Here is a 22,658-nt window from a genome sequence, read left to right as displayed (position 1 = left end):
GGCGCGGGTGTCGGAGGCGTGCCGATCGGGTACCGACTCGCCCGACATCGAGGAGGACCGACGTGGTCGACAACGGTGCCGGGCGGACGTCCGGCGTGACAGCGGTCGGGGGCGCCGGCCCCCGCCAGACCTGGGCGGGGCTGCCCTGGCTGGTCCGCTCCGCGGTGCTGTGGAGCGGGTGCCTGATCGTGTTCGTCCTCGCCCTGTACCTGCTGGGCCGGGCCGTCGTGCTCCTCGCCCCGCTGGCCATCGCGGTCGCGGTCACGTTCTTCCTCACCGCCCTGCTCGACCCGGTGCAGCTGGCGTTGCGCCGACTGCGGCTGCCCGGTTCGCTGGCCGCCCTGCTCACCATCCTGCTGCTGCTCGGCATCCTGGTCGGGGCCGGCACCCTGGTGTGGAACCTGACCGCCGGCCAGTTCAGCGACCTGAGCAAGGAACTGATCCAGGGCGTCGACCGCACCCGGGACTTCGTGACCTCCACGCTGCCGATCACCGATCAGCAACTCGACCGGATCATCGACCAGGCCCGGCGCGGGCTGAGCCAGGGCGGCGGCGGACTCGACCCGGTCTCCGGCGCGCGCACCGCCGCCGAGGTGGTCGGCTCCACGCTGCTCGCGCTGGTCCTGCTGTTCTTCCTGCTCAAGGACGGCCGGTCGATGTGGCGCTGGGTGCTGGACCGGATGACCGGCCCGCGCCGGGAGGTCACCGCGCAGGCGGGACGCAACGGGTGGCGCACGCTCGGCGCGTACAGCCGGGGCACCATGATGATCGCGGCCATCGACGCGATCGGCATCGGGATCGCACTGGTGGTGCTCAGAGTGCCGCTGGCCCTCCCGCTGGCGTTGATCACCTTCCTCGGCGGGTTCATCCCGATCATCGGTGCGACGGTCGCTGGCACGGTGGCCGTGCTCGTGGCACTGGCCGCGAAGGGACCGGTGACCGCGCTGCTCGTGCTGGCCGCCGTCATCGCCGTGCAGCAGATCGAGGGCAACCTGCTCGAACCGCTGATCATGAAGCGCCAGGTACGCCTGCACCCGGCCGTCATCCTGGTCGCCGTCACCGCCGGCACCCTCATCGCCGGCATCGCCGGCGCCTTCGTCGCGGTCCCCATCACGGCGGTCGTCTGGCGCGTCATCGACACCGTCCAGAAGAGCCGGGATGCCGCCTCACCCCCCGCCCCCGCCACTCCCCCCGCCACCGCCGCGGAGTGACCCCCCGCCGACGAGCGTTGATCATGGTGTTGTCGTGGTCCGTCTCGGCGTTCCGCCACGACAACGCCACGATCAACCGAAGTGGGTGCGTTCGGGAAGGTGGGTGGTGAACCAGGTGGCAGCCTCGTGCGCGACCTGCTCCAGGGTGCCGGGTTCCTCGAAGAGATGGGTGGCCCCCGGGATGACGGTCAGCTCGGCGTCGTCGGGCAGGGCGTCCTGGGCCTGCTCGTTGAGCGCGATGACCTCTTCGTCCCGGCCGCCGACGAGCAGGAGCGTCGGCGCGCGTACCCGGCCGAGGGCCGGGCCGGCCAGATCGGGCCGCCCACCCCGGGACACCACCGCGCGGACCAGTCCGGGCCGCTCCGCGGCGGCGACCAGGGCGGCGGCGGCCCCGGTGCTCGCCCCGAACAGCCCGACCGGCAACGCCCGGTACGGTTCCTCCGCGGCGAGCCAGTCGACGATCCCGGCCAGCCGGCCGGCGAGCAGGTCGATGTCGAAGCGCAGCTCGGCCGTACGCTCATCCACCTGGTCCTCGGCAGGAGTCAGCAGGTCGACGAGCACCGTGGCGAGGGCACTGCGGTTGAGCACGTGCGCCACCGCCACGTTGCGCGGACTGTGCCGCGAACTGCCGCTTCCGTGCGCGAAGAGCACCACCCCGGTCGCCGGCTCCGGGACCAGCAGGTCGGCCGGCAGCTCCACCGCACCGGCCGGAATCGTCACCGTACGACTCCGCACGTCCACGCCCCCACCTCCACTTCCCGCTCCCACTCCGTGACCCGTGCGGCCCGGACCCACAGCCCCTGCCCCGCCCCACCGGTTCTCCCTGGCCCCGCCGACTCCCCCTCGACCCGCCAAGCTCCCCTTGCCTCGTCAGGTCTTCCCGACTTCCCCGCGAACCCTTCCGCACACCGTCATCCGCCGTCCTGTCCCCACGTGGTGCCCGTGGTCGAGGCGCGCGGACGGCCGACGCGCGGACGGCCGGCACGCGGCAAGGGTGGCGGGTGGCGAGGGTCGCGGGTGGCGACGGTCGCGGGTGGGGGACGGTTTGCGGCGTTTGGCGGCATGCCCGCCGGGTAGGCGACGCGGGACCGCAGACCGTACCGGCGCGACGAGTGCCCCGACGGATCGCGAGGATCGCCATGGCGCAGCAGGAGCAGCGAGGATCCCGGCAGCAGCCCGCCGAGCGGGATCGACCGGAACAGGACGCCGAGCGCAACCGCGACTGGGCGGACGAGGCCGCTGAGGCGCGTACCGCCGACGATCCGCGGGCGATGGCACCGCGCGACGCCGGTGGCCGCCCCTCCCAGGGACGCCCGCTCTGACCGACCGATGTGAGGAAGGGTCCCTTTTACCACGCCAGGCGTTAATAGGGGGCCCTTCCTTACACCCCTTCCTTACATTTACTGCTCGCGTTCGGGGAGGCGGAGGAGGGGTGCGCGACCGGGGGCCTGTTCCGGTGGCGGGCCGGTCACCTCGGCCGGCGGGATCGGCACGGTCACCGGTTCACCGGCGGTGACGGTGATCAGTTCACCGTGGTGGCGAAGCTCGATCAGGTCCTGCGGGCCGCCGTGCCGCAGGGAGTACGTGGTCTGGTGTGGGCGTACGTCCACGCGCAGCCGCAGTCCACGCCACTGGAGGGAGAACTCCAGACCGGCGAGGCGGCTGGAGAGGCGGGGCGCGAAGGACAGTTCCCCGTCGTGGTCGCGCAGCCCGCCGAACCCGGCGACGAGGGCGATCCACGCCCCGGCCAGCGAGGCCATGTGTACGCCGTCGCGGGTGTTCTCGTTGAGGTCGTGCAGGTCCATCAGCGCGGCCTCGCGCAGGTAGCTGTGGGCCAGCTCGGGATGACCCACCTCGGCGGCGAGGACGGCCTGGGTGCACGCCGACAGCGACGAGTCCCGGACGGTACGCCGCTCGTAGTAGAGGAAGTTACGCAGCTTCTGGTCGGGGGTGAAGGCGTCGCCCCGCCAGTGCATGGCCAGCACCAGGTCGGCCTGCTTGATCACCTGCTTGCGGTACAGGTCGAAGTACGGGTAGTGCAGCAGTAGCGGGTACTTCTCCGGCGGGGTGCCCTCGAAGTCCCACTCCTGGAGCCGGGTGAAGCCCTCCACCTGTTCGTGGACGTCGATCTCCTCGTCGTACGGCAGGTGCATGGCCGCGGCGGCGTCCCGCCACGCGGCGGCCTCCTCGTCGGTGACCCCGAGGTGGAACGCCTCGTCCCGGTACTTCATCACGGCGTCGGCGGCGGTGACGAGGTTCCGCTGGGCCATCAGGTTGGTGTAGATGTTGTCGTTCTTCACCGCGGTGTACTCGTCGGGGCCGGTGACCCCGTCGATGTGGAACTGGCCGTGCCGGTCGTGGTGGCCCAGCGAGCGCCAGAGCCGGGCGGTCTCGACCAGCAGTTCCAGCCCGATCTCCCGTTCCAGGTCGGTGTCCTCGGTGGCCAGCACGTACCGGCGTACCGCGTCGGCCACGTCGGCGGCGATGTGGAAGGCGGCGGTGCCGGCCGGCCAGTAGCCGGAGGACTCGGCGCCCTCGATGGTCCGCCAGGGGAAGGCGGCACCCTCCAGGTTGAACAGCCGGGCCCGTTCCCGGGCGGTCTCCAGGGTGCGGTACCGCCAGTGCAGCGCGTCGCGGACCGCGACGGGATAGGTGTACGTGAGCACCGGCAGGACGAACATCTCGGTGTCCCAGAACGCGTGGCCGTCGTACCCGGGACCGGTGAGGCCCTTGGCGGAGATGGCCCGGCGTTCGGTGCGGGCGCCCGCCTGGAGGACGTGGAAAAGTCCGAAGCGGACCGCCTGCTGGACCTCGGGGTCGCCCTCCACGACCACGTCGGCGGCGTCCCAGAACTCGTCGAGGTATTCGCGCTGCTCGCGGAGCAGCCCCTCCCACCCGTCCAGGCGGGCGGCGGCGAGGGCCGCGCCGACCTGGTCGCGCAGCGCCGGCAGCGAGCGGCGGGAGGACCAGCCGTACGTCAGGTACTTGACCACGCGCAGCTTCTCGCCGGGCTTGAGGACGCAGGCGACGGTGGTGCGGACCCAGTCCTGGTATCCCTCGGACTCGACGGTGGTCCGGGCGGTGGTGCTGATCTCGTGGTCCATCGCGGCGGCGAGCCGCAGCCCGGAGACCTTGGTGCGGTGGATGAGCAGACCGCCGTCCGCGGTGGTCAGCTCCTCCTCGGCGGCCAGCGGTGACTCCAGCACGGCCGCCACCCGGGGGTCCTTGCTCTGCGGCGGCAACGTCTCGTTGGCGACCAGCTCGGACTGCACGATGAGCCGCAGCGGTACGTCGACGGCCTCGACCTCGTAGTTGATCGCCGCGACCGAACGCTGGCTGAACGACACCATCCGGGTGCTGCGGACCTTCACCTCGCGGCCGGCCGGGGAGCGCCAGTGCATCTCCCGGTGCAGGGTGCCGGCGCGCATGTCGAGGACACGCTCGTGGGAGAGGAGTTCGCCGTACCGGACGTCCAGCGGCTCGTCGTCGACCAGCAGCCGGATCAGCTTGCCGTTGGTGACGTTGACGACGGTCTGGCCGGACTCGGGAAAACCGAAACCCGCTTCGGCGTACGGGAGGGGACGCAGCTCGTAGAAGGAGTTGAGGTAGGTGCCGGGCAGGCCGTGCGGTTCGCCCTCGTCGAGGTTGCCGCGCAGCCCGAAGTGGCCGTTGGAGAGGGCGAAGACCGACTCGGACTGGGCCAGGACGTCCATGTCGAGCCGGGTCTCCCGGACGTGCCAGGGCTCGACCGGGTACGCCCGTTCCCGGATCACGCGGGATCCCCGGTGTGCGGCTCGACGTGCAGCAGGTCGGCCAGGTCGGTGACCACCACGTCGGCGCCGTGCGCCAGCAGCTCGGCGGCCTGGCCGACCCGGTCGACGCCCACCACGTACCCGAATCCGCCGGCCCGGCCGGCGGCGACCCCGGCGAGCGCGTCCTCGAAGACCACGGCGTTGGCCGGGTCGACGCCGAGCAGTTCGGCGCCGGCCAGGAAGGTGTCCGGCGCGGGTTTGCCGCGCAGGCCGCGGGCGCGGGTGACCAGGCCGTCCACCCGGGCCTCGATGAAGGGCTCCAGGCCGGCGGCGGCGATCACCTCCTGACCGTTGGCGCTGGCCGTGACGACCGCGCGGCGCAGGCCGGCGGCGGCCACCTCCTTGAGGTACGCCACCGAGCCCGGGTAGACGTCCACCCCGTGCGTGCGCAGCTGGTCCAGCAGCAGCACGTTCTTGCGGTTGCCGACGCCGTTGACGGTCTCCGCGTCCGGCGGGTCGTCGGGGTGCCCCTCGGGCAGCACGATCCCCCGCGAGGCGAGGAAGCCACGGACCCCGTCGGCGCGGGGACGTCCGTCGACGTAGCGGTTGTAGTCCGGACCGGGGTCGAACGGCCGGAACGGCAGCCCGGTGGCGGCGGCGTGCCGTTGCAGGAACGCGTCGAAGGTTGCGGTCCAGGCGGCGTTGTGGACGCGGGCGGTCTGCGTCAGCACACCGTCCAGGTCGAAGAGACAGGCGGTCACATGAGCAGGTAGGCCCAGCACGGTACGAATCTATCCAGGCGACGCCGAACGCAAACCGACTTCGGGTGAAGGCCTTGACGCAACCAGGCGGTTGCCATAAGTTTTTGGCAACTGAATGGTTGCTATCGAAGGAGTTATCCGATGGGCTTTCCCGACCGGATCGAACGCACCGTACGGATAGACCGGCCGCTGGACCGGGTGTGGGACGCGATCACCACCGCCGAGGGACTGGGCACCTGGTTCGGCGACAGCGCCGAGGTCGACCTGCGGGTCGGCGGCACCGCACAGTTGACCTGGGACAGCGGCGACGCGGCCCGACTGCGCATCGAGCGACTCGAACCGAAGACGGTCTTCGGCTACACGTGGGGCATCCACGGCCTGCCGGCGGACGACCCGCGCCGCACCTACGTCGAGTTCACCCTCGCGCCGGAGGGCGACGGCACCAGCCTCACCGTGGTCGAGACCGGGTTCGCCCAGCTCGCCCCCGAGGAGCACGACCGGGCGTACGGCGGCAACACCAAGGGCTGGGCCAGCGAGCTGGACGAACTGGTCGCCTATCTCCATGTCTGACCGCGCGTCGGAGTCCGTCGCCGAGGCCGTGTTCGTGGCGCTGGCCGACCCGAACCGGCGCGCCATCCTGGCCGCCCTCGCCGAGGCCGGCCCGGCCACCGCGACGGATCTCGCCACCCGCCTGCCGATCACCCGGCAAGGGATCGCCAAGCACCTCGGGCTGCTGGCCGAGGCCGGCCTGGTCACCGCCGAGCCCGGCGAACGGCGCCGGGTCCGCTACCGCCTCCGGTCCGAGCCGATGCGGGTCGCGCAGCAGTTCCTCGCCGCGCTGGCCCGCGACTGGGACGGCCCGCTGGCCGCCCTCCGGGAACACCTGAGATGAAGGAGCAGCAGATGAGCGACGACAGCTTCACCACCACGTTCGTGGTGGACCGGACCCCGGCCGAGGTCTTCTCGGCGGTGACCGACGTCCGCGGTTGGTGGTCCAGGGACATCGAAGGGCCGACCGACCGGCCCGGTGCCGAGTTCACCTACCACTACCAGGACATCCACCGGTGCCGGATGCGGATCGTCGAGTTCGTCCCCGACCAGCGGATCGTCTGGCACTGCCTGGAGAACCACTTCAACTTCACCGACGACAAGACCGAGTGGACCGGGACGAGGATCAGCTTCGACATCTCCCGCGAGGACGAGGGCACCCGGCTGCGCTTCACCCACCACGGGCTGACCTCCGACTACGAGTGCTACGACGTGTGCCGGACCGCGTGGGGCGGCTACGTGACGGAGAGCCTGCGGACCCTGATCCTCACCGGCAACGGCGACCGCGACAACGAGGTCCGCAACGCGAAGGCACTCAGCCAGCACCGCTGAATTTCTGAGTACGGCCTTCGGTGTCACGCTCCGCAGGGCGTGGCGGGGTTCGATGCCTTCGAGGCCGCGCTGCACGCCTTCGTCGCCGCACCTGGCACGCTGCGGGTCACCGGCACCTACACCCGGATGCCGGACGAGCCGGTCATCCTGAACCACAACCGGACGACACGACAGGTCGTGATCCAGAAGACCGCGACCGGGGAGTTCGTCTCCGGATGGACGATGAGTGAAGCCCAACTCGGTTACGTCGTACGAGATCGGAGGCTGGGTGGCGGAAGCTGAAGCATGGTGGGAGGCGACGCCGGTCTCCCCCACGGTCTACGCGCACCTGGCGGCCATCCGGGCCTTCGTCGACGGGAGGCTGACGGCCCGCGAGTTCGAGGTGATCTACCTGAACATCTTCAAGTACGACCCGCATCCGCACGAGGACTCGGTGGCGATGCCGCTGGAGCGGCTCTTCGCCGAGGTCGACGCCTTCGTCGCCGATCCTGCCCTGCGGGCGGAGGTCGGTGGGTCGGACGAAGAAACGCTGCGGCAGGTGGCCAGGGAGACGCTGGCAGGCTTCTGACCAGCTGAGGGTGGTGGGGTCGCGGCGAAACACCGGCCCCACCACCCGGACCGGCCACGAGCGCGATGTTTGCGACCCGGGCACGTCCGGGTAGCGACGGGCATCGACGAATGGCACCGTCGCCACCACGACGCACAGGGGGTAGCCGCCATGGATCGCCCATCCACCGGCGAGGGACCGTACAGCCGGAACACCATGCGCCTGCTGGCCATCAGCTCCGTCGTACTGGCGGCCGTCGTCGCCATCCGGGGCCTGTTCCTACTGGCGACCGGCGGCCCGAACGGCACCCGGATGCTCGTCATCGGACTGGTGCTCGGTGCCGTCACGGCGGCGGCGGTCCCGCTGGCCAAGCATCGGGGACGGATGTGAGCGGCGAGCTGCCGGTGGCGGTGCGGGTCACGCGCAGACCGAGCCGATGAGCGACCGAGGGCGCGACCCGGGACGGGTTGCCGGCATGCCCCGCTGGCAGCAATGGACACTGCTGGTCACCATGTCGCTGGTCTTCCTGTCCCAGGTCGGGACGGGATTCGACCGACCACTGAACATCATCGCCGGGGTCGGAGCCGCCGGCCTGGCGCTGTTCTGCGCCGCCGCCCTGGTCGTCGGCCGGAGACGGCGGTAGGCCGACGACCAGGGAGAGCACGGACGCGAGTCGGTCAGCGGTTCGGGCGCAGGGTCCAGATCACGGTCATCTCCGCGGTCGGCTTGCCCTCCTCGGTGGCGATCTCCACGCGTACCGGAAACTCCGGTCGCTGCCCGGCGTCCAGCTCCGCGATCACCTCGGCCGCCGCGCACCCCAGCCAGGCCTTCGCGAGCACCGGACCCATGGCGAGCTTGCGGTACGCGATGTCGGCGCGCACCGCGAGCGGCGTGGCCCGGTCCAGCAGGTGCCCGAACGCGGCGAGCACGACCGCGCCGGACGCGGTCTCGCCGAGGGTGAACATCGCGCCGGCATGCGGCCCGCCGACGTGGTTGTGGGTGGCCGGCGAGTCGGGCAGCCGGACGACCGCCCGGACGCCGCCGTCGGCCTCCGGGGCCACCTCGACGAATTCGAAGCCGAGCGTACGGGCGAAGGGCACCGCTTCGAGCATGCCGGCCGCCACCTGGCGCGAGTCGATGGTCATGCCCGAACGTTACTAGCCGGTAACTAGACCGGCAAGCGCACCATCGGCAAGATCCGCTTGCGCCCCGTTAGCCGGCCAGTTTCGACAGCGCCCGGAGGCCGTCGAGGACCTCCTCGGCGGTGGGCGCATTCTCCGGGTCACTCAGGCACTGGATCATCACGCCGGACATCAGGGCGAGCTGCACCGCGCCGAGCGTCCGAACGGACCCCGGCGGCACCTCACCCTCCGGCACGCTCTCCAGGATCGCCGCCATCCCTCGACTGCCCTGCCGAACGCCGTCGGCGAGCTGGGGGCGCAGCTCCGGTTGCCGCTGGGCCTGCATGAACAGCTCCACCGTGGCCAACCACAGGTCGGGGTGGGTGGCGAACTGCTCGATCAGGCTCCGCCAGAGCTGGGCGAAGTGCCGAACCGGGTCACCCCCGGGGTCGTCGACCGGGACCAGGGCCCGACCCATAGCGTCGCCCCACTCGTCCAGCATCGCGAACAGCGCCTGGTTGAGCAGCGCCTCCCGGGACCCGAAGTGGTAGCCGATGGCGGCCATGCTGACCCCGGCGGCCGAGGCGATGTCGCGGACGGTCGTGCGGTCGTACCCCTTCTCCCGCAGACACCGGGCCGCGCCGGCCAGCAGCTTTTCACGGTTGCCCATGCGGCGACCGTACCAAAGCTCTGGCGCGATCGAATTAGGCAAGCGCCTCAGGCGAACGCATTGCGCGTTCGCCCAAGTTTCTTTATCCTCGACGCACATCCGTCGAAGGGAGACGCAGCATGAGCGACAACCAGGATTCACGGCCGGATCGCTGGTCGAGGCTGCTCCGGGCAGTCATCGCCGTCGCCGGGCTGCTCGTACCGGCCGCCGCCTCCGTTCCCCCGGCGAACGCCGACGCCCGACCCGACCCCGCGGTGGTCCGGACCACCGCCGGTCAGGTACGCGGCGTGCTCGACGCCGAGGTCCGCAGCTTTCAGGGCATCCCGTACGCGGCGCCGCCCATCGACGATCTCCGGTGGGCGTCCCCCCAACCGGTGAGGTCCTGGAAGGACGTCCGGGACGCCACGGCCCCCGGTGCGGCCTGCCCCCAGGCGGAGAGCGGCTACCCGATCGGCGTCCCCAGCACCGTCGAGGACTGCCTCTACCTCAACGTCACCGCACCCCGCCGGCCCGCCCGGGATCTTCCGGTGATCGTCTGGATCCACGGCGGCAGCATGATGGTGGGCAGTGGCGACAGCTACCGGCCGAACCCGCTCGTGGCCGCCGGCGCGGTGGTCGTCTCGCTGAACTACCGGCTCGGCGTGATGGCGTTCCTGACCGACGCCGCGCTGGACGGGCCGGCCGCCCGCCACGGATCGGGCAGTCTCGCCCTGGAGGACCAGCAGGCCGCCCTGCGGTGGGTCCGCACCAACATCGGCGGGTTCGGTGGCGACCCCGACAACGTGACCGTCATGGGCCAGTCCGGTGGCGGCTACGCCGTCTGCGACCACCTGGCCTCACCGGTGTCGGCCGGTCTCTTCGACCGGGCCGTCGTGCAGAGCGCGCCTTGCGCCACCGGCGGGTCACGGACCCGGGCGGCGGCCGAGACCGAGAGCGCCGGCGTCATCGCGGCGGTCGGATGCGCCACCGCCGCCGACGTCGCGACCTGCCTGCGCGCCACCGAGGTCACGACGCTGCTGGACGCGTACGAGGCGACGGCCGGCGAACCCCGCCCGGTGAGCGGGACCGCGCTGCTGCCGTTGCCGCCGGGCGAGGCGCTGCGCACCGGACGGTTCAACCGGGTACCGGTGCTCCTCGGCGTCAACCACGACGAGGAGAACGGCCGTATCGGCGGCGCGGAGCTGGCCCCTGGAGGCGCGCCGATGCGGGACGAGGCGTACGCGCCGGCGATCCGTGCCGAGTTCGGCGCCGACGCTCCCGCCGTACTCCGACGCTATCCGCTGGCCGGCGACGTCTCCGCGGGGGAGGCGTTCGCCACCGTCCTCACCGACGCGCTCTGGTCCGTACCGACCCTGGACACCGCGCGGATGCTGTCCCGCTGGACACCGACGCACCTGTACGAGTTCACGGCGGAGGACACCCCGTGGTACGTCGGCTATCCCCGTCCCAGCTTCCCGATGCGCGCGAACCACATGTCGGAGTTGGCGTACCTGTTCGACATGGCGATCTTCGAGGAGTTGACCCCCGCCCAGCTCGATCTGCGCCTGCGCCTCGCCAGCACCTGGGTCCGCTTCGCCCGTACCGCCGAACCCGCGCGGCCGGACGCGTGGCCCGCGTTCCGCGACGACCTTCGGCACGGCAGGTACGTGCGGTCGCTGACCCCCGGACGGTGGTGTCGGGCCGACTTCACGGACGACCACCACTACTCGTTCTGGAAGCGGCTCGACCGTTCGTGACCGAGATCGACCTCGGGCGGGACGACAACCCGTTCGTCCCGCCCGGGCCGCTCTCGCTGCCGCTTGGCGAAGCCGTCCTCAGTGCCGCTTGGCGAACTGCACGAACGCCCGCCACGCCACCGGGTCGAACGCCAACGCCGGCCCCCGCCGGTCCTTGCTGTCCCGGACGCCGACCACGCCGGGGAGGTTGTCCGCCACTTCGACGCAGTCGCCCTGATTGCCACTGCTCCGGGTGCTCTTCCGCCAGATCGCGCCGGTCAGGTCCATTGCTCTGCCGCCTCCGAGATCATCCTGAGGGTGGCCCCGTGGGGCAGCGCCTCGGCCCGGACAGACTCCCAGGTCTGCCGCAGCGAGTTTACGTCCACGGTGCGCTCCACAATGGTGCCCTGCAACTGGTTGTCCAGGTAGACGATGTCGTCGCCCTCGGGCGGTGTCGCGACCACGAACGCGCCGTTCACGCCCGGGTACGCGCCGACGCCGCGCGGCACCACGTGCAGGTGCACCCTGGGTCGCTGCCCCACCTCGACCAGGTGGAGCAGTTGCTCGCGCATCACCTGTGCGCCGCCGATCGGCCGCTCCAGCACGCCCTGGTCGAGCACCACCACGAACTGCGGCGGTGTGGGCCGGTCCAGGACCGCCTGCCGCGCGAGCCGGGCCGCGAGCGGTTGCTCGACCTCGTCGCCGGCCAGGTGACTCGCACCCTCGTAGAGCGCCCGCGCGTACCCCTCGGTTTGCAGTAGCCCCGGCACCACCAGCGGCTGGAAGCTCCGCAGCGTCACCGCCTCCTGTTCGATGGTCACCCACTCGCGGAACCACGGCATCAGGCTCTCCCGGAGGATCGCCTCCCTGATGCGTACCAGCAGGCCGCCGGCCTGTAGGACGCTGTCGCACCGTTGGGTGAACTCCTCCCGGGGTGGCCGGCGTGACTGCTCCACCGCCGCCACCAGCGAGGCGGAGTAGTTGAGCTGCTCGCCCAGCGCCTCCTGGGACATCCCGGCGTCCACCCGCAGGCGGCGCAGCTCACCGGCGAACAATTCCAGCATCGGCATTCGGGACATCTGCACACCTCTGCACGCGGGGGACGGCTGATCGCACGACTCGCCTGGTCGAACACGAACGCCTTCCGACAGTAGTCGCGGCATCACCAGACTGTCACGCAGCGGATCCGCTCCCATCCACCGGGGACGGGGCGGATCCAGCCCGGGACCGCCCCGGATCCCGTCCCAGGAGCGGCCCCCGACCCGGGACCGTCCGCATTCCCCGTGCCGGGGCGGCCCGAACCGGGGCCGTCCCGGCATCCCCCCCGCCGGGACGGCCCCGGATCCGGGAGCCTGCGCGGGCCGGCTCCCGGGCCGACCACTTCCCGGCGGGCAGCCGCCCCCGCCGCCGCGAAGGGAGCCCGATGACCGGACAGCAACGTCCGCACCCCGCCGAGGGACCGCCACCGGACCGGCCCCGGCCGTACCCCCCGCACGCCACGCCGCACACCCCGCTGCGTCCGCTGTGGTGCTGCCGCGCGTGCGGCCGGCCATGGCCGTGCGCGCACGCCCGCCTACTACTCAAGGCCGAGTACGCGGACAACCCGGTCGGCCTGTCGATCTACCTGTGCGGGCTGCTGTACGAGGCGACCCGGGACCTGTACCGGCTCAACCCGGACGACGGCCCGAGCCCGCGCGACCTGTTCGCCCGGTTCGTCGCCTGGGGCCTGTACCGCCGCCCAGCCCTGCCGGACGCCGACCTCCCCGAGCCCGGGCGTTAAGAAGGGGCCCTTCCTCTACACCAGGCGTTAAAAGGGTGCCCTTCCTTACGCCTCAGCGCCAGCCGACGTCGATGCGGTCGCCGCGCTCGTCGAAGAAGTGCAGGGCGTCCATGCGTACCTGCACCGCCATCGGGTGACCGGAGCTGACCGCCGGGTACGGGGCCAGCCGGACCGCGAGTTCCGCCGGGCGGCGGTGGTGGCGGCCCGGGTCGTGCAGGACGCTGGTCCGGGTGCCGCCGCGCGGTCCGTCCTCGTCCTCGTTCTCGCCGCCGGACCGACCGGCGAAGCGCTGCATGACCTGGCCGAACCGGCGCAGGCCGCGCTGGCCGGACTCCGGGGTCTCCACCGGGCCGCTGCCCATCTCGTCGACGACCACGGCGGTCGCACCGATGTCGAGGAACGCCAGCGACTCGTGCCCGTGGTGCTCCAGGTAGCGGATGCGACCCTGGAGCACGTCGCCCGGGCTGTCCGGGGAGACCGGGGTGAGCGCCTCCGCGCGCATGCCGACCACGATCCGTTCCCCGTGGTAGTGCGCGACCGCCCGGGTACGGATGTCGTTCCACGGCAGGTAGAGGGCCTGCTCGCCGAGGGTGAGGGTGACGTACCGGTCGAGGTGGACGTAGACCGACGCCTCCAGCAGGTTCATCCGCGGGCTGCCCAGGAAGGCGGCCACATAGAGGGTGGCCGGGCGGCCGTAGACCTGGGTGGGGGTGCCGACGTCCTGGAGAACGCCCTTGCGCATGATGGCGACCCGGTCGGCCATGGTCAGCGCCTCGGCCTGGTCGTGGGTGACGTAGACCGTGGTGACGCCCAGTTCCCGGGTGAGGCCGGAGATCTCCGCGCGCAGCTCGGCCCGCAGTCCGCTGTCCAGGTTGGACAGTGGCTCGTCCATCAGGAAGAGCCCCGGCCGGCGGACGATCGCCCGGCCCATCGCGACGCGTTGCCGCTGCCCGCCGGAGAGTTGGCTGGGCTTGCGGGCGAGCACGTCGCCGATGCCCAACGCGCTGGCCACGTCGGCGACCCGTTCACCGCGCCGGTCCGGTTCGAGTCCGGCCAGCCGGAGTGGGAACGCGATGTTTTCGTTAACACTCATGTGCGGATAGAGGGCGAAGTCCTGGAAGACCATCGCGACGCCGCGCTCGCGGGGCGGCAGGTCGTTGGCGAGTTCGCCGTTGAGCAGCACCGCACCGGAGGTCGGGTCCTCCAGGCCGGCGACCATCCGCAGCACGGTGGACTTGCCGCAGCCGGACGGGCCGAGCAGGACCATGAACTCGCCGTCGGTGACGTCGAGATTGACCTTGTCGACGGCGAGCGTGCCGTCCTTGAAAACCTTTGTCACATCCTTGAGCGCGACGGTGGTCACCGTCTCCTCCCCCAGCTCGCCGGACAAACCCCGGCAATGACTGTGACGAGCATCATTCGGTTCGCACATCGGGTGAACGTGCCATGTTCGGCTCGTAACAGTCCCATTACACGTCTTCGAGGAAGACCCGGCGGACCACCCGCTCGGCGGCGTGCCCGTCGTCCAGCCGGCAGAAACGGTCCCGGAAGGCCCGGCGCGCCCGTTCCGCCTCCGCTCCGCGTACCGCGCCGGACCGGAACAGGTCCACCAACTCGGCGGGGGTACGGGCGACGGCGCCGGGTGGTTCGGCGGTCACGTCGAAGTAGACACCCCGGGCCAGCCGGTACGCCTGGAGGTCCGGCGCGTAGACGACGATCGGCCGGTCCAGCACGGCGTAGTCGAACATCGCCGACGAGTAGTCGGTGACCAGCACGTCGGCGGCCAGATAGAGATCCTCCACCCGGGGGTGACCGCTGACGTCGTGCACCCGTTCCCGGTCGACCTGGCGCAGGGCCCGCCGGTCCCGGTCGTGGAAGTAGTGGCTGCGGATCAGCAGGCGCCCGGTCGGGCCGAGGGCGTCCAGCAGGCGGTCCGGGTCGAACGGCGGCCGGTAGCCGGGCAGGTGCTCGCGGTGCGTCGGCGCGTACAGGACGACCTGCTCGCCGATGCCGAGCCCCAGTTCGGCCCGGATCCGCAGCACCTCCTCGGTGCCGGCGGTGACCAGCCGGTCGTTGCGCGGGTAGCCCACCTCCAGGGTGGTGTACTCGGCCGGGTACGCCCGCTCCCACATCTGGGTGGAGAAGCTGTTCGAGGTGATGCTGTAGTCCCACCGGTCCACCCGGCGCAGCAGCGCGGCGAAGTCCACGCCCGCCGCGCCCACCGGGTAGCGCTGCTGGTCCAGCCCCATCACCTTGATCGGGGTGCCGTGGTGGGTCTGCACGTGCACGGTGCCGGGCCGCTTGCGTACGTGGTCGGGGAAGTTGACGTTGTTGACCAGCCACCGGGCCCGCGCCAGCGCCCGGTGCGCGGCGGGCGTCCCGGCCACCACGTACTCGACGCCCTCGGGCAGCGTGCCCACCCGGTCCCGCCGCACGATCCACACGCCACGGATCTGCGGCGCCAGCCGCCGCGCGGCCTCGTAGATCGCGGCCGGGTTGCAGGCGTAGCCCCGGTACCAGTAGGCCGCGTAGACGGCCAGCGCCGGGTCCACCGGCCGGCGCAGCTCGGCCCGGTAGTACTCGCGCAGCACCACGTCCCGGCCCCGCCGGGCGGTCCGCCGCGCCGCCGGGGTCACCCGCCGCCGCACCCGCCGGACCCGACGCCCCGCCGCGTCCCGGGCCAGGTACGCGGTCCGCAGCGCGCGGAACGTCCGCCACCGCCCGGTGGCGACCAGCCGGTGCTTGAGCCCCTCCGCGCCGGCCGGGACCGGATAGCCCCCCGGCGGCAGCCAGCGCCGGTAGTCCTCGCTGATCCGGGCGAAGAACCGGGGCCGCAGCTCGGGTGCGATCCGTTCGGAGTTGACGAGCACGGTCAGGTAGTGCCAGATCATCCGCTCGAAGACGACCGGCCGCAGCTCGTCCACCGCCGGGCCCCACTCGTCCATCAGCCGGAACACCCGGTGCCACTGGTCGAACACCTCGAAGTGGCGGTCCCCCCGGGTGCGGGTGATCGCACCGGTGCGCCGCTGCCGGTAGTTGACGCACACCAGGTCGAGTACGCCGATCCGCTCGGCGGCCAGCAGCGCCGGGTAGCTGAACGAGACGTCCTCGTACCAGCCGGGGAAGAAGCGCAGCCCGTTGTCGAGCAGGAACTGCCGGCGCAGCAACCGGTTCCAGGCGGTGTGCAGCAGCCGGGCCGCCGCCGGCCGCTCGCGCAGGCGGAAGGTCTCCGGGCCGACCGGCTCGGCGAAGACCTCCCGCATCCCGCTGCGGGTGGTGGTGTCGTTCCACCAGGCCCGGACGTGGTCCACCACGAGTACGTCGGGGCGGGTGGCACGGAGCCGGTCGGCGACCGCGGTGAGGCAGTCCGGGACCAGCCAGTCGTCGGCGTCGACGAACCACACGTACCGGCCGGTGGCCCGGTCCAGCCCGACGTTGCGGGCCGGACCGAGACCGACGTTCTCCGGCAGCCGGATCACCTCTACCCGGGGGTCGCGGGCCGCGTACTCGGCGAGGATGTCGCCGCTGTCGTCGGGCGAGCAGTCGTCGACGCCGATGACCTCGATGTCGGTCTCCGGCTGCCCGAGGATCGAGTCCAGGCACTCCCGCAGATAGCCCTGCACCCGGTAGGCCGGTACGACGAAGCTGATCAGGGTCACACCGGCCGTCCCTCGTCTCAGCCCGGCGCGCCACCTCCGGCACCGACCGGACCGGCCGTCACGCGCGCGGCGCGGGCCGGCAGGACCACCCAGGCCAGGGCGACACTTGCCACGAAAAACACGAGAAGGTACGCACCGAGTGTAACCATCCCGATCTCCGCAATTCCGGCTATCGCCGCCAGTGCCAGCACCAGCGAGCGCCCCTCCCAGCCCAGCGTGAAGTCGTGCAGCGGCGGGGCCACCTGACGCTTCTCCAGCCGGGCGGTCAGGTCGTAGTGGTGCAGGGTCAGCACGAAGACGTACCCGAAGATCACCCACGCGGGCACCCCACCGACCACCCCGACGGCGATCGCGAACAGGTACTCGGCGGCCCGCAGCGCGGCCGGCACCAACCAGTCCAGCGCGCCACCGTGCGGCACCCGCGCCATACCGGCCGCGGGCAGCAGCCACACCAGGGCGGCCAGCGGCACCCAGCGCGGGACGGCCTCGCCGCCGAGCAGGGCGAGCACCAGCAGCCCCGCCATCCCCGCCGCGGCGAACACCCCCGACTCCAGCGGTCGCCGCCACCGCGGCGTCGGTAGCCGGCGGGCCAGCGGCCCGTCGTCGCGGTGCAGCGAGGTGTCGACCGTGTCCAGCACCCCGACCCGCATCCAGCGGGCGCGCAGCGTGCGCAACGCCCCGGTGTACGTGAACGCCAACGTCCCCCACACCAGCACCGCCACCAGGGCGACCAGCGGGTTGAACAGCGCCACGGCGATCGCGATCAGCGCCCACCGCTCGCCGATCGGGAAGACCACCGTCCGCTTCAGCCAGTACGACAGCGAACCCGTGTCCGACTGCACCCGGTTCGACGCGGCGTTGAGCCGGTCGCCGATGCCGCCGCCCCCGCCGGTCGTCTTCGGGCGGCGCGCCGCCTCGTCGTGCAGCGCCCCGTACCAGGTGTCGGTCATGTGCCGGACGGTCTGCAGGGTCATCGCGGCGATCGCCAGCGCCCACCCGTACCGGTGTCCGGCGGCGGTCGCGCCGTAGCCGAGGCCGGCGTACACCACGTACTCCTTGGCCCGGTCGGCCATCGTGTCCAGCCAGCCGCCCCACGCGCTGAAGTTCCGGGTGTAGCGGGCCAGCTGACCGTCGACACAGTCCAGCACGAAGCCCAGGTACAGCAGCACCCCGCCGAGGACCAGCGCCGGCCGGTCGCCGACGCCGAACAGCACCGCCGCCGCCACCGCGAACAGGATCGAGATCATCGTGACCACGGTCGGGGTCAGGCCCAGCCGCGCCGACACCTTGGTCACGTACGGCGACCAGGTGCTGACGAAGTACGTGGTGAAGAAGTCGTCCCGCTCCTTCACCGACAGCCGCAGCTCCGCCCGGTCCTCGTCGACGGCGGCCACCTCGGCCTCCGCGCCGCTCCGCTCGGTGGCGTCGGCGACCCGGTGCGCCACAAGCAGGCGTACCCGATGGGCGAAGGTCAGCGTGCCGCGCGCGGTGAGGTCGGCGAAGAGCCGGTCCAGCGCGGAGGAGGCCCGCTGCCCACCGGCCGGCGCGGCGGCACCCACGGTGACCACCCCGGCGGCCACCTCCCGGGCGGCGGCGACCAGCGCCGGCAGGTCGGCGGTGCCCACCCGCAACGCGCCACCGAACGTGCCGGTGGGCTCGCCGCCCAGCTCGTCGGCGACCACCTGGCCCCGCTCCTCGCGGACCGTCGTGCGGCCGTGCCCCGGCGGGTCGCTGAGCACCAGTGCCACCGTCGGCCCGACCGGGCTGGTGAGCAGGTGCCGCAGCACGGCGGTGTGCGCGACCAGGTCCGCGCCGGTGACCAGCACCGGGCCGGTTGCCGTGGCGGCCACGGCGGCCAGCTCGTCCAGGTCGGCGACCCGGCGTACCTCGGTCGCCCCGGCTTTCCGGCACTGCTCGGCCAGCCGCTCGGCCAAAGGGCCGTCGACGCCGGATGCGCTCCCGGCCGGACCACCGGCGGTGAGCACGATCGCCAGGGTCACCGCTCCACCGCGCCGTGGTACGCGGCCAGCGCCTCGTCGATCGTCCCGTCGACGATCAACCGGCCCGCGTCGAGGTAGAACCCCCGACGGCAGAACCGGGTCAGGTCGTTTTCGTTGTGTGACACCAGAACCAAGGTGCGCCCCTCTCCGAGCAGACGATCGATCGTCGCATAGCACCGCTGCCGGAACTCCGCGTCCCCGACCGCCGTCACCTCGTCCATCAGCAGGATCGGGTGGGGCAGGTGGGAGATGATCGCGAAGCCGAGCCGCACCTTCATCCCCGACGAGTAGTGCCGTACCGACGAGTCGATGGCGCGTTCCACCTGCTCACCGGCGAACGACACGATCTCGTCGAAGTGCCGTTTCAGGTACGCCGACGACAGCCCGTGCAGCCCGCCGACAAGGTACAGGTTCTCCCGGCCGGTCAGGTCGCTGGAGAACCCGGCGGACAGTTCCAGCAGCGGCGCGACGTCACCGGAGACCCGGATCGCGCCCTCGTCCGGGATCAGCACCCCGGCGATCAGCCGCAGCAGGGTGCTCTTGCCGGTGCCGTTGCGGCCGATCACGCCGACCGTCTCCCCGGCCCGCACGGTGAACGTCAGGTCGCGCAGCGGCCAGAACCGGCCGTCGTCGCCGGTCCGCCGCCCCCGGTGGATGAAGAGTTCCCGCAGCCGCAACTGCCGCCGGCGGTTCCGGACGAACCGGATGCCCAGCCCGTCGGCCTCGATGATCTTCTCGGCCATTCACAGTTCCTTGAGCACGGCCGGTTCGAGCCGGCGGAACGCCCACCAGCCGGCGGCGAGCACCAGCACGCTGCCGGCGACGGTGGTGGCCAGCAGCCGCGCCTCCGGGAACTCGTCCGGGTACCAGACCGCGTGGTGCAACTGGAAGATGCCGACCAGCGGGTTCAGCTCGTAGCCGGCCTTCACCCAGCCCGGCAGGTCGGAGCCCCGCACCAGGCTCAGCGGGTAGATGATCGGCGTGGCGTAGAAGAGCACCCGGATCACCAGCCGCATGAACCGCTCCACGTCGCGCATCAGCACGTTCGCCGCCGACAGCAGCAACGCCAGGCCGACCAGCAGCGTGCCCTGCACGGCGATCGCCAGCGGCAGCACCAGCACCGACCAGCCGATCTGCACCCGCCCGTACGCCGCGTACGCGATCGCCACGGCGACCAGGATGGGCAGTCCGGCCGCGTACTCGGCGACCCGGCCGGCGACCCGGCCGATCGGGAAGAGCTGCCGGGGCATGTTCATCGTGGTGATCAGCCGGGCCTGGCCGGTGAGCGCGTTGGTCGCCTCGCTCAGCGCCGAGCTGGTCCACATCCAGGCGAAGACGCCGGTGATCAGGAACAGCGGGTACGAGTCGGCCGCGTCGCCCAGGTTGCGGGTGGTGTCCCGGGCGTAGAGCACCCCGAACACGAAGAAGTAGATCGCCCCGGTACCCAGCGGCTCGATCAGCGACCACAGGTACCCGAGCACCGACTGCTGGTACTTCACCGCGAGGTCGCGCCGGACCAGGATGCGCAGCGCGGAGCGGTGCGACCACAACGCCCCGACTCCCGAGGTCACGCCGCCTCCCGCCCGGCCAGCGCGTGAACACCGCCGATCAGCACTCGATCACGTTGACGGCCAGGCCGCCGCGTGCCGTCTCCTTGTACTTGACCTTCATGTCCGCCCCGGTCTCGCGCATCGTCTTGATGACCTTGTCCAGGGAGACGTGGTGCACGCCGTCGCCGCGCAACGCGAGCCGGGCGGCGGTGATCGCCTTGATGCTAGCCACCGCGTTGCGCTCGATGCAGGGGATCTGCACCAGGCCCCCGACCGGGTCGCAGGTCAGGCCCAGGTTGTGCTCCATCCCGATCTCGGCGGCGTTCTCCACCTGCTCCGGGGTGCCGCCCAGCGCCTCCGCCAGCCCGGCGGCGGCCATCGAGCACGCCGAGCCGACCTCACCCTGGCAGCCCACCTCCGCGCCGGAGATCGACGCGTTCTCCTTGAACAGCACGCCGATCGCGCCGGCGGCCAGCAGGAACCGCACCACGCCCTCGTCATCGGCGTTCCCGATGAAGCGGGTGTAGTAGTGCAGCACCGCCGGGATGATCCCCGCCGCGCCGTTGGTGGGCGCGGTGACCACCCGGCCGCCGGCCGCGTTCTCCTCGTTCACCGCGAGGGCGAACAGCGTCACCCAGTCCATCACCCGCAGCGGGTCGGTGGCGTCGACCTCCGCGTCCAGGCCGCGCCGCAGCTCCGCCGCGCGCCGCCGGACCTTCAGACCCCCCGGGAGTACGCCGTCCCGCTCGCAGCCGCGCGCCACGCACTCCCGCATCACCCGCCAGATCTCCAGCAGCCCGGCGCGCACCTCCCCCTCGGTACGCCAGGACAGCTCGTTGGCGAGCATCACCTCGCTGATCGACAGCCCGGTCGCCCGGGTCACGTCGAGCAGCTCCGCGCCGGTCGAGAACGGGTACCGCACCCGGGTGGTGTCCGGCTTGATCCGGTCCGCCCCGGCCGCCGCCTCGTCGACCACGAACCCGCCGCCGACCGAGTAGTACGTCCGCGTCCGCACCTCCGCCCCGTCCGCGTCGTACGCGGCGAACGTCATCCCGTTCGGGTGGTACGGCAGCGACCGCCGGCGGTGCAGCACCAGGTCCCGGTCCGGGTCGAAGTCCACCTCGTGCGCGTCGAGCAGGCTCAGCCTCCGCTCGGCGCGGATCCGGGTCACCCGGGCGTCGACCGTGTCGGTGTCGACCGTCTCCGGCGCCTCGCCGGCCAGCCCGAGCAGGACCGCCCGGTCGCTGCCGTGGCCGTGGCCGGTGGCGCCCAGCGAGCCGAAGAGCTCGGCGCGTACCCGGGCGGTGCCGGCGAGCAGCCCGTCGGCCTTGAGCCCGGCGGCGAACGTCCGCGCCGCCCGCATCGGCCCGACGGTGTGCGAGCTGGACGGCCCGACACCGACGCTGAAGAGGTCGAAAACGCTGATCATGTCTGCACTTCCTCGCCGCCGCCCTCGTCGTGGGAGGACGGCACGTCCGGGCGCCCGGGGTGTGGGCGCCCGACCGACGAGCCTACCCGCCCTGGTCACCCCCGACCCGCACTAAACCCGCCCGCCCACCCGTCCCCGCACCCCACGCCCCGCACCCCTGCGGCCCCGCACCCCTGCGGCCCCGGGGCCCGCACCCCCACGCCTCACGTCCCACGCCCGCGCCCCGCACCCCCGGCGGCCCCGCGCCCCGTACCCCGTACCCCGTACCCCGTACCCCGTACCCCGTACCCCGCGCCCCGCGCCCCGCGCCCCGCGCCCCGCGCCCCGCGCCCCGCGCCCCGCGCCCCGCGCCCCGCGCCCCGCGCCCCGCGCCCCGCGCCCTGCGCCCCGCGCCCTGCGCCAAGATCGTGCTCGATCCGTGAAGTAGTGCCCTCCGACCCGGTCCGAGGCCACTACTTCACGGATCGAGCGTGATCTTGCACGCTCGGCGGAGTCGCGGGGGAGGCGTTGCGGGCGGTGCGCCCGGGTATGCACCTACGGGTGGACGGGTCACTGATCCTCCCTGTGACCGAGGGAGCGGTGGCCGACCCTTCCTACCGTTGACGACAGAGCGGCGGATCGCCGCAGAGTGGGAGTACGACGATGAGCAGGCTTGTCCGCCCCCGTCAGGGACGCATGATCGCCGGCGTGTGCGCCGGCCTGGCCCAGCGCTTCGGGAAGTCCGCCGGGTTCATCCGGCTGCTGTTCCTGCTGTCGCTGCTGCTGCCCGGCACCCAGGTGATCGTCTACCTGGTCCTGTGGGTCCTGATGCCCAACGAGGACCGCCACGCCACCCGCTACTGAGCCACACCCCGCCTCCAGGCGACCCGGAGGCCGCAGTTTCGGGGAAATAGCGGCCTCCGGGACCAGAATGGCCACACTCCCCCGAAACTGCTGGCCGGGCCGCCGCGCGGGCCGGCTGCCGGTGGTCACGCGGCCCGGCGGCCAGACGGCCAGACAGCCAGACGGCCCGGTGGCCAGACGACCCGACGGCCAGACAGCCAGACAGCCAGACGACCCGACGGCCGGTGGCCAGACGGCCCG

The 22,658-nt window shown here is 72.2% G+C and carries 25 protein-coding genes; 12 read left to right on the top strand and 13 right to left on the bottom strand.

Annotated elements, in window-relative coordinates:
• Positions 1 to 62 precede the first annotated feature (62 nt).
• A complete protein-coding gene (locus tag D7223_RS11100; RefSeq protein WP_238161805.1) occupies positions 63 to 1,211 on the top strand; it encodes an AI-2E family transporter in 1,149 nt (382 codons plus the stop codon).
• Positions 1,212 to 1,283: 72 nt separating this feature from the next.
• On the opposite strand, the gene D7223_RS11095 is transcribed toward D7223_RS11100, so the two are convergent.
• Complete coding sequence (locus D7223_RS11095) at positions 1,284 to 1,952, bottom strand: dienelactone hydrolase family protein (protein WP_120727828.1); 669 nt, start codon at positions 1,950 to 1,952, stop codon at positions 1,284 to 1,286.
• 398 nt (positions 1,953 to 2,350) lie between these two features.
• On the opposite strand from D7223_RS11095, the gene D7223_RS11090 reads away from it, so the two are divergent.
• Positions 2,351 to 2,533, top strand: coding sequence for a hypothetical protein (locus D7223_RS11090; protein ID WP_120727825.1), 183 nt, complete (start codon positions 2,351 to 2,353; stop codon positions 2,531 to 2,533).
• Between the two features lie 78 nt (positions 2,534 to 2,611).
• On the opposite strand, the gene D7223_RS11085 is transcribed toward D7223_RS11090, so the two are convergent.
• Positions 2,612 to 4,984, bottom strand: coding sequence for a glycoside hydrolase family 65 protein (locus D7223_RS11085; RefSeq protein WP_120727823.1), 2,373 nt, complete (start codon positions 4,982 to 4,984; stop codon positions 2,612 to 2,614).
• On the bottom strand, positions 4,981 to 5,745 hold the full coding sequence (locus tag D7223_RS11080; RefSeq protein ID WP_120727821.1) for a beta-phosphoglucomutase family hydrolase: 765 nt from the start codon (positions 5,743 to 5,745) through the stop codon (positions 4,981 to 4,983). Before D7223_RS11080 ends, D7223_RS11085 begins: the two co-directional genes overlap by 4 nt.
• Positions 5,746 to 5,865: 120 nt before the next feature.
• Here D7223_RS11080 and D7223_RS11075 point away from each other — a divergent pair, with 120 nt between their 5' ends.
• The 7 genes from D7223_RS11075 to D7223_RS32470 all read left to right on the top strand — a co-directional run bounded on the left by D7223_RS11075 (position 5,866) and on the right by D7223_RS32470 (position 8,294).
• A complete protein-coding gene (locus D7223_RS11075; protein WP_120727819.1) occupies positions 5,866 to 6,294 on the top strand; it encodes an SRPBCC domain-containing protein in 429 nt (142 codons plus the stop codon).
• Complete coding sequence (locus tag D7223_RS11070; protein WP_120727817.1) at positions 6,287 to 6,616, top strand: ArsR/SmtB family transcription factor; 330 nt, start codon at positions 6,287 to 6,289, stop codon at positions 6,614 to 6,616. Before D7223_RS11075 ends, D7223_RS11070 begins: the two co-directional genes overlap by 8 nt.
• A gap of 11 nt (positions 6,617 to 6,627) precedes the next feature.
• On the top strand, positions 6,628 to 7,104 hold the full coding sequence (locus tag D7223_RS11065; protein ID WP_120727815.1) for an SRPBCC family protein: 477 nt from the start codon (positions 6,628 to 6,630) through the stop codon (positions 7,102 to 7,104).
• Between the two features lie 39 nt (positions 7,105 to 7,143).
• Positions 7,144 to 7,386: a colicin D domain-containing protein gene (locus D7223_RS11060; protein ID WP_158610860.1), complete on the top strand. Its 243-nt coding sequence runs from the start codon at positions 7,144 to 7,146 to the stop codon at positions 7,384 to 7,386.
• Positions 7,373 to 7,672 carry a colicin immunity domain-containing protein gene (locus D7223_RS11055; protein WP_158610859.1) on the top strand — a complete coding sequence of 100 codons (300 nt, stop codon included), beginning with the start codon at positions 7,373 to 7,375 and terminating at the stop codon, positions 7,670 to 7,672. Before D7223_RS11060 ends, D7223_RS11055 begins: the two co-directional genes overlap by 14 nt.
• Before the next feature lie 150 nt (positions 7,673 to 7,822).
• Positions 7,823 to 8,041 (top strand): hypothetical protein, encoded by a 219-nt coding sequence (locus D7223_RS11050; protein ID WP_120727809.1) that lies wholly within the window; start codon positions 7,823 to 7,825, stop codon positions 8,039 to 8,041.
• Positions 8,042 to 8,087: 46 nt separating this feature from the next.
• Entirely contained in the window at positions 8,088 to 8,294 is a 207-nt protein-coding gene (locus tag D7223_RS32470) for a hypothetical protein (RefSeq protein WP_147252612.1), read from the top strand.
• 34 nt (positions 8,295 to 8,328) lie between these two features.
• Here the strand turns inward: D7223_RS32470 and D7223_RS11045 are convergent, their stop codons facing one another.
• Both D7223_RS11045 and D7223_RS11040 read right to left on the bottom strand, forming a co-directional pair.
• Positions 8,329 to 8,796 (bottom strand): DUF4442 domain-containing protein, encoded by a 468-nt coding sequence (locus tag D7223_RS11045; protein WP_120727807.1) that lies wholly within the window; start codon positions 8,794 to 8,796, stop codon positions 8,329 to 8,331.
• Positions 8,797 to 8,863: 67 nt separating this feature from the next.
• Positions 8,864 to 9,442 carry a TetR/AcrR family transcriptional regulator gene (locus tag D7223_RS11040; RefSeq protein WP_120727805.1) on the bottom strand — a complete coding sequence of 193 codons (579 nt, stop codon included), beginning with the start codon at positions 9,440 to 9,442 and terminating at the stop codon, positions 8,864 to 8,866.
• 119 nt (positions 9,443 to 9,561) lie between these two features.
• Between D7223_RS11040 and D7223_RS11035 the strand changes: the two genes are divergently transcribed.
• A complete protein-coding gene (locus D7223_RS11035) occupies positions 9,562 to 11,178 on the top strand; it encodes a carboxylesterase/lipase family protein (protein WP_120727803.1) in 1,617 nt (538 codons plus the stop codon).
• A 78-nt stretch (positions 11,179 to 11,256) separates the two neighbouring features.
• Here D7223_RS11035 and D7223_RS11030 read toward each other — a convergent pair whose 3' ends face one another.
• Entirely contained in the window at positions 11,257 to 11,445 is a 189-nt protein-coding gene (locus D7223_RS11030; RefSeq protein ID WP_120727801.1) for a DUF397 domain-containing protein, read from the bottom strand.
• Positions 11,436 to 12,236: a helix-turn-helix domain-containing protein gene (locus D7223_RS11025; protein WP_120727799.1), complete on the bottom strand. Its 801-nt coding sequence runs from the start codon at positions 12,234 to 12,236 to the stop codon at positions 11,436 to 11,438. The genes D7223_RS11030 and D7223_RS11025 overlap by 10 nt, the downstream gene beginning before the upstream one ends.
• A 344-nt stretch (positions 12,237 to 12,580) precedes the next feature.
• Between D7223_RS11025 and D7223_RS11020 the strand changes: the two genes are divergently transcribed.
• Positions 12,581 to 12,937: a hypothetical protein gene (locus D7223_RS11020; protein WP_120727797.1), complete on the top strand. Its 357-nt coding sequence runs from the start codon at positions 12,581 to 12,583 to the stop codon at positions 12,935 to 12,937.
• 52 nt (positions 12,938 to 12,989) lie between these two features.
• On the opposite strand, the gene D7223_RS11015 is transcribed toward D7223_RS11020, so the two are convergent.
• From D7223_RS11015 to D7223_RS10990, 6 genes are all read right to left on the bottom strand, one after another.
• Positions 12,990 to 14,300 (bottom strand): ABC transporter ATP-binding protein, encoded by a 1,311-nt coding sequence (locus D7223_RS11015; protein ID WP_120728177.1) that lies wholly within the window; start codon positions 14,298 to 14,300, stop codon positions 12,990 to 12,992.
• Positions 14,301 to 14,406: 106 nt separating this feature from the next.
• Positions 14,407 to 16,596 (bottom strand): bifunctional glycosyltransferase/CDP-glycerol:glycerophosphate glycerophosphotransferase, encoded by a 2,190-nt coding sequence (locus tag D7223_RS11010; protein WP_120727795.1) that lies wholly within the window; start codon positions 16,594 to 16,596, stop codon positions 14,407 to 14,409.
• A 17-nt stretch (positions 16,597 to 16,613) separates the two neighbouring features.
• Positions 16,614 to 18,596, bottom strand: coding sequence for a DUF5941 domain-containing protein (locus D7223_RS11005; protein ID WP_120727793.1), 1,983 nt, complete (start codon positions 18,594 to 18,596; stop codon positions 16,614 to 16,616).
• On the bottom strand, positions 18,593 to 19,339 hold the full coding sequence (locus D7223_RS11000) for an ABC transporter ATP-binding protein (protein ID WP_120727792.1): 747 nt from the start codon (positions 19,337 to 19,339) through the stop codon (positions 18,593 to 18,595). Before D7223_RS11000 ends, D7223_RS11005 begins: the two co-directional genes overlap by 4 nt.
• Entirely contained in the window at positions 19,340 to 20,167 is an 828-nt protein-coding gene (locus D7223_RS10995; RefSeq protein WP_120727789.1) for an ABC transporter permease, read from the bottom strand. It abuts the gene before it with no gap.
• A 37-nt stretch (positions 20,168 to 20,204) separates the two neighbouring features.
• The gene (locus D7223_RS10990) at positions 20,205 to 21,575 is read right to left on the bottom strand and encodes an L-serine ammonia-lyase (protein WP_120727787.1); all 1,371 of its coding nucleotides are present in this window, start codon (positions 21,573 to 21,575) and stop codon (positions 20,205 to 20,207) included.
• 642 nt (positions 21,576 to 22,217) lie between these two features.
• On the opposite strand from D7223_RS10990, the gene D7223_RS10980 reads away from it, so the two are divergent.
• Positions 22,218 to 22,418, top strand: a complete 201-nt coding sequence (locus tag D7223_RS10980) for a PspC domain-containing protein (protein WP_120727783.1) — start codon at positions 22,218 to 22,220, stop codon at positions 22,416 to 22,418.
• Positions 22,419 to 22,658: the final 240 nt, after the last annotated feature.

It is taken from the genome of Micromonospora endolithica (assembly GCF_003626595.1).
Lineage (GTDB): Bacteria > Actinomycetota > Actinomycetes > Mycobacteriales > Micromonosporaceae > Micromonospora > Micromonospora endolithica.
The sequence above is the reverse complement of the archived record's forward strand: the minus strand, read 5'-3'. Positions and strand labels throughout refer to the sequence as shown.

What these genes read in the sequence shown, in the direction of transcription:
- D7223_RS11090 (WP_120727825.1), top strand. Translation starts at nt 2,351, where the DNA reads ATGGCGCAGCAGGAGCAGCGAGGATCCCGGCAGCAGCCCGCCGAGCGG.
- D7223_RS11075 (WP_120727819.1), top strand. Translation starts at nt 5,866, where the DNA reads ATGGGCTTTCCCGACCGGATCGAACGCACCGTACGGATAGACCGGCCG.
- D7223_RS11070 (WP_120727817.1), top strand. Translation starts at nt 6,287, where the DNA reads ATGTCTGACCGCGCGTCGGAGTCCGTCGCCGAGGCCGTGTTCGTGGCG.
- D7223_RS11065 (WP_120727815.1), top strand. Translation starts at nt 6,628, where the DNA reads ATGAGCGACGACAGCTTCACCACCACGTTCGTGGTGGACCGGACCCCG.
- D7223_RS11050 (WP_120727809.1), top strand. Translation starts at nt 7,823, where the DNA reads ATGGATCGCCCATCCACCGGCGAGGGACCGTACAGCCGGAACACCATG.
- D7223_RS32470 (WP_147252612.1), top strand. Translation starts at nt 8,088, where the DNA reads ATGAGCGACCGAGGGCGCGACCCGGGACGGGTTGCCGGCATGCCCCGC.
- D7223_RS11045 (WP_120727807.1), bottom strand. Translation starts at nt 8,796, where the DNA reads ATGACCATCGACTCGCGCCAGGTGGCGGCCGGCATGCTCGAAGCGGTG.
- D7223_RS11040 (WP_120727805.1), bottom strand. Translation starts at nt 9,442, where the DNA reads ATGGGCAACCGTGAAAAGCTGCTGGCCGGCGCGGCCCGGTGTCTGCGG.
- D7223_RS11035 (WP_120727803.1), top strand. Translation starts at nt 9,562, where the DNA reads ATGAGCGACAACCAGGATTCACGGCCGGATCGCTGGTCGAGGCTGCTC.
- D7223_RS11030 (WP_120727801.1), bottom strand. Translation starts at nt 11,445, where the DNA reads ATGGACCTGACCGGCGCGATCTGGCGGAAGAGCACCCGGAGCAGTGGC.
- D7223_RS11025 (WP_120727799.1), bottom strand. Translation starts at nt 12,236, where the DNA reads ATGTCCCGAATGCCGATGCTGGAATTGTTCGCCGGTGAGCTGCGCCGC.
- D7223_RS11020 (WP_120727797.1), top strand. Translation starts at nt 12,581, where the DNA reads ATGACCGGACAGCAACGTCCGCACCCCGCCGAGGGACCGCCACCGGAC.
- D7223_RS11000 (WP_120727792.1), bottom strand. Translation starts at nt 19,339, where the DNA reads ATGGCCGAGAAGATCATCGAGGCCGACGGGCTGGGCATCCGGTTCGTC.
- D7223_RS10990 (WP_120727787.1), bottom strand. Translation starts at nt 21,575, where the DNA reads ATGATCAGCGTTTTCGACCTCTTCAGCGTCGGTGTCGGGCCGTCCAGC.
- D7223_RS10980 (WP_120727783.1), top strand. Translation starts at nt 22,218, where the DNA reads ATGAGCAGGCTTGTCCGCCCCCGTCAGGGACGCATGATCGCCGGCGTG.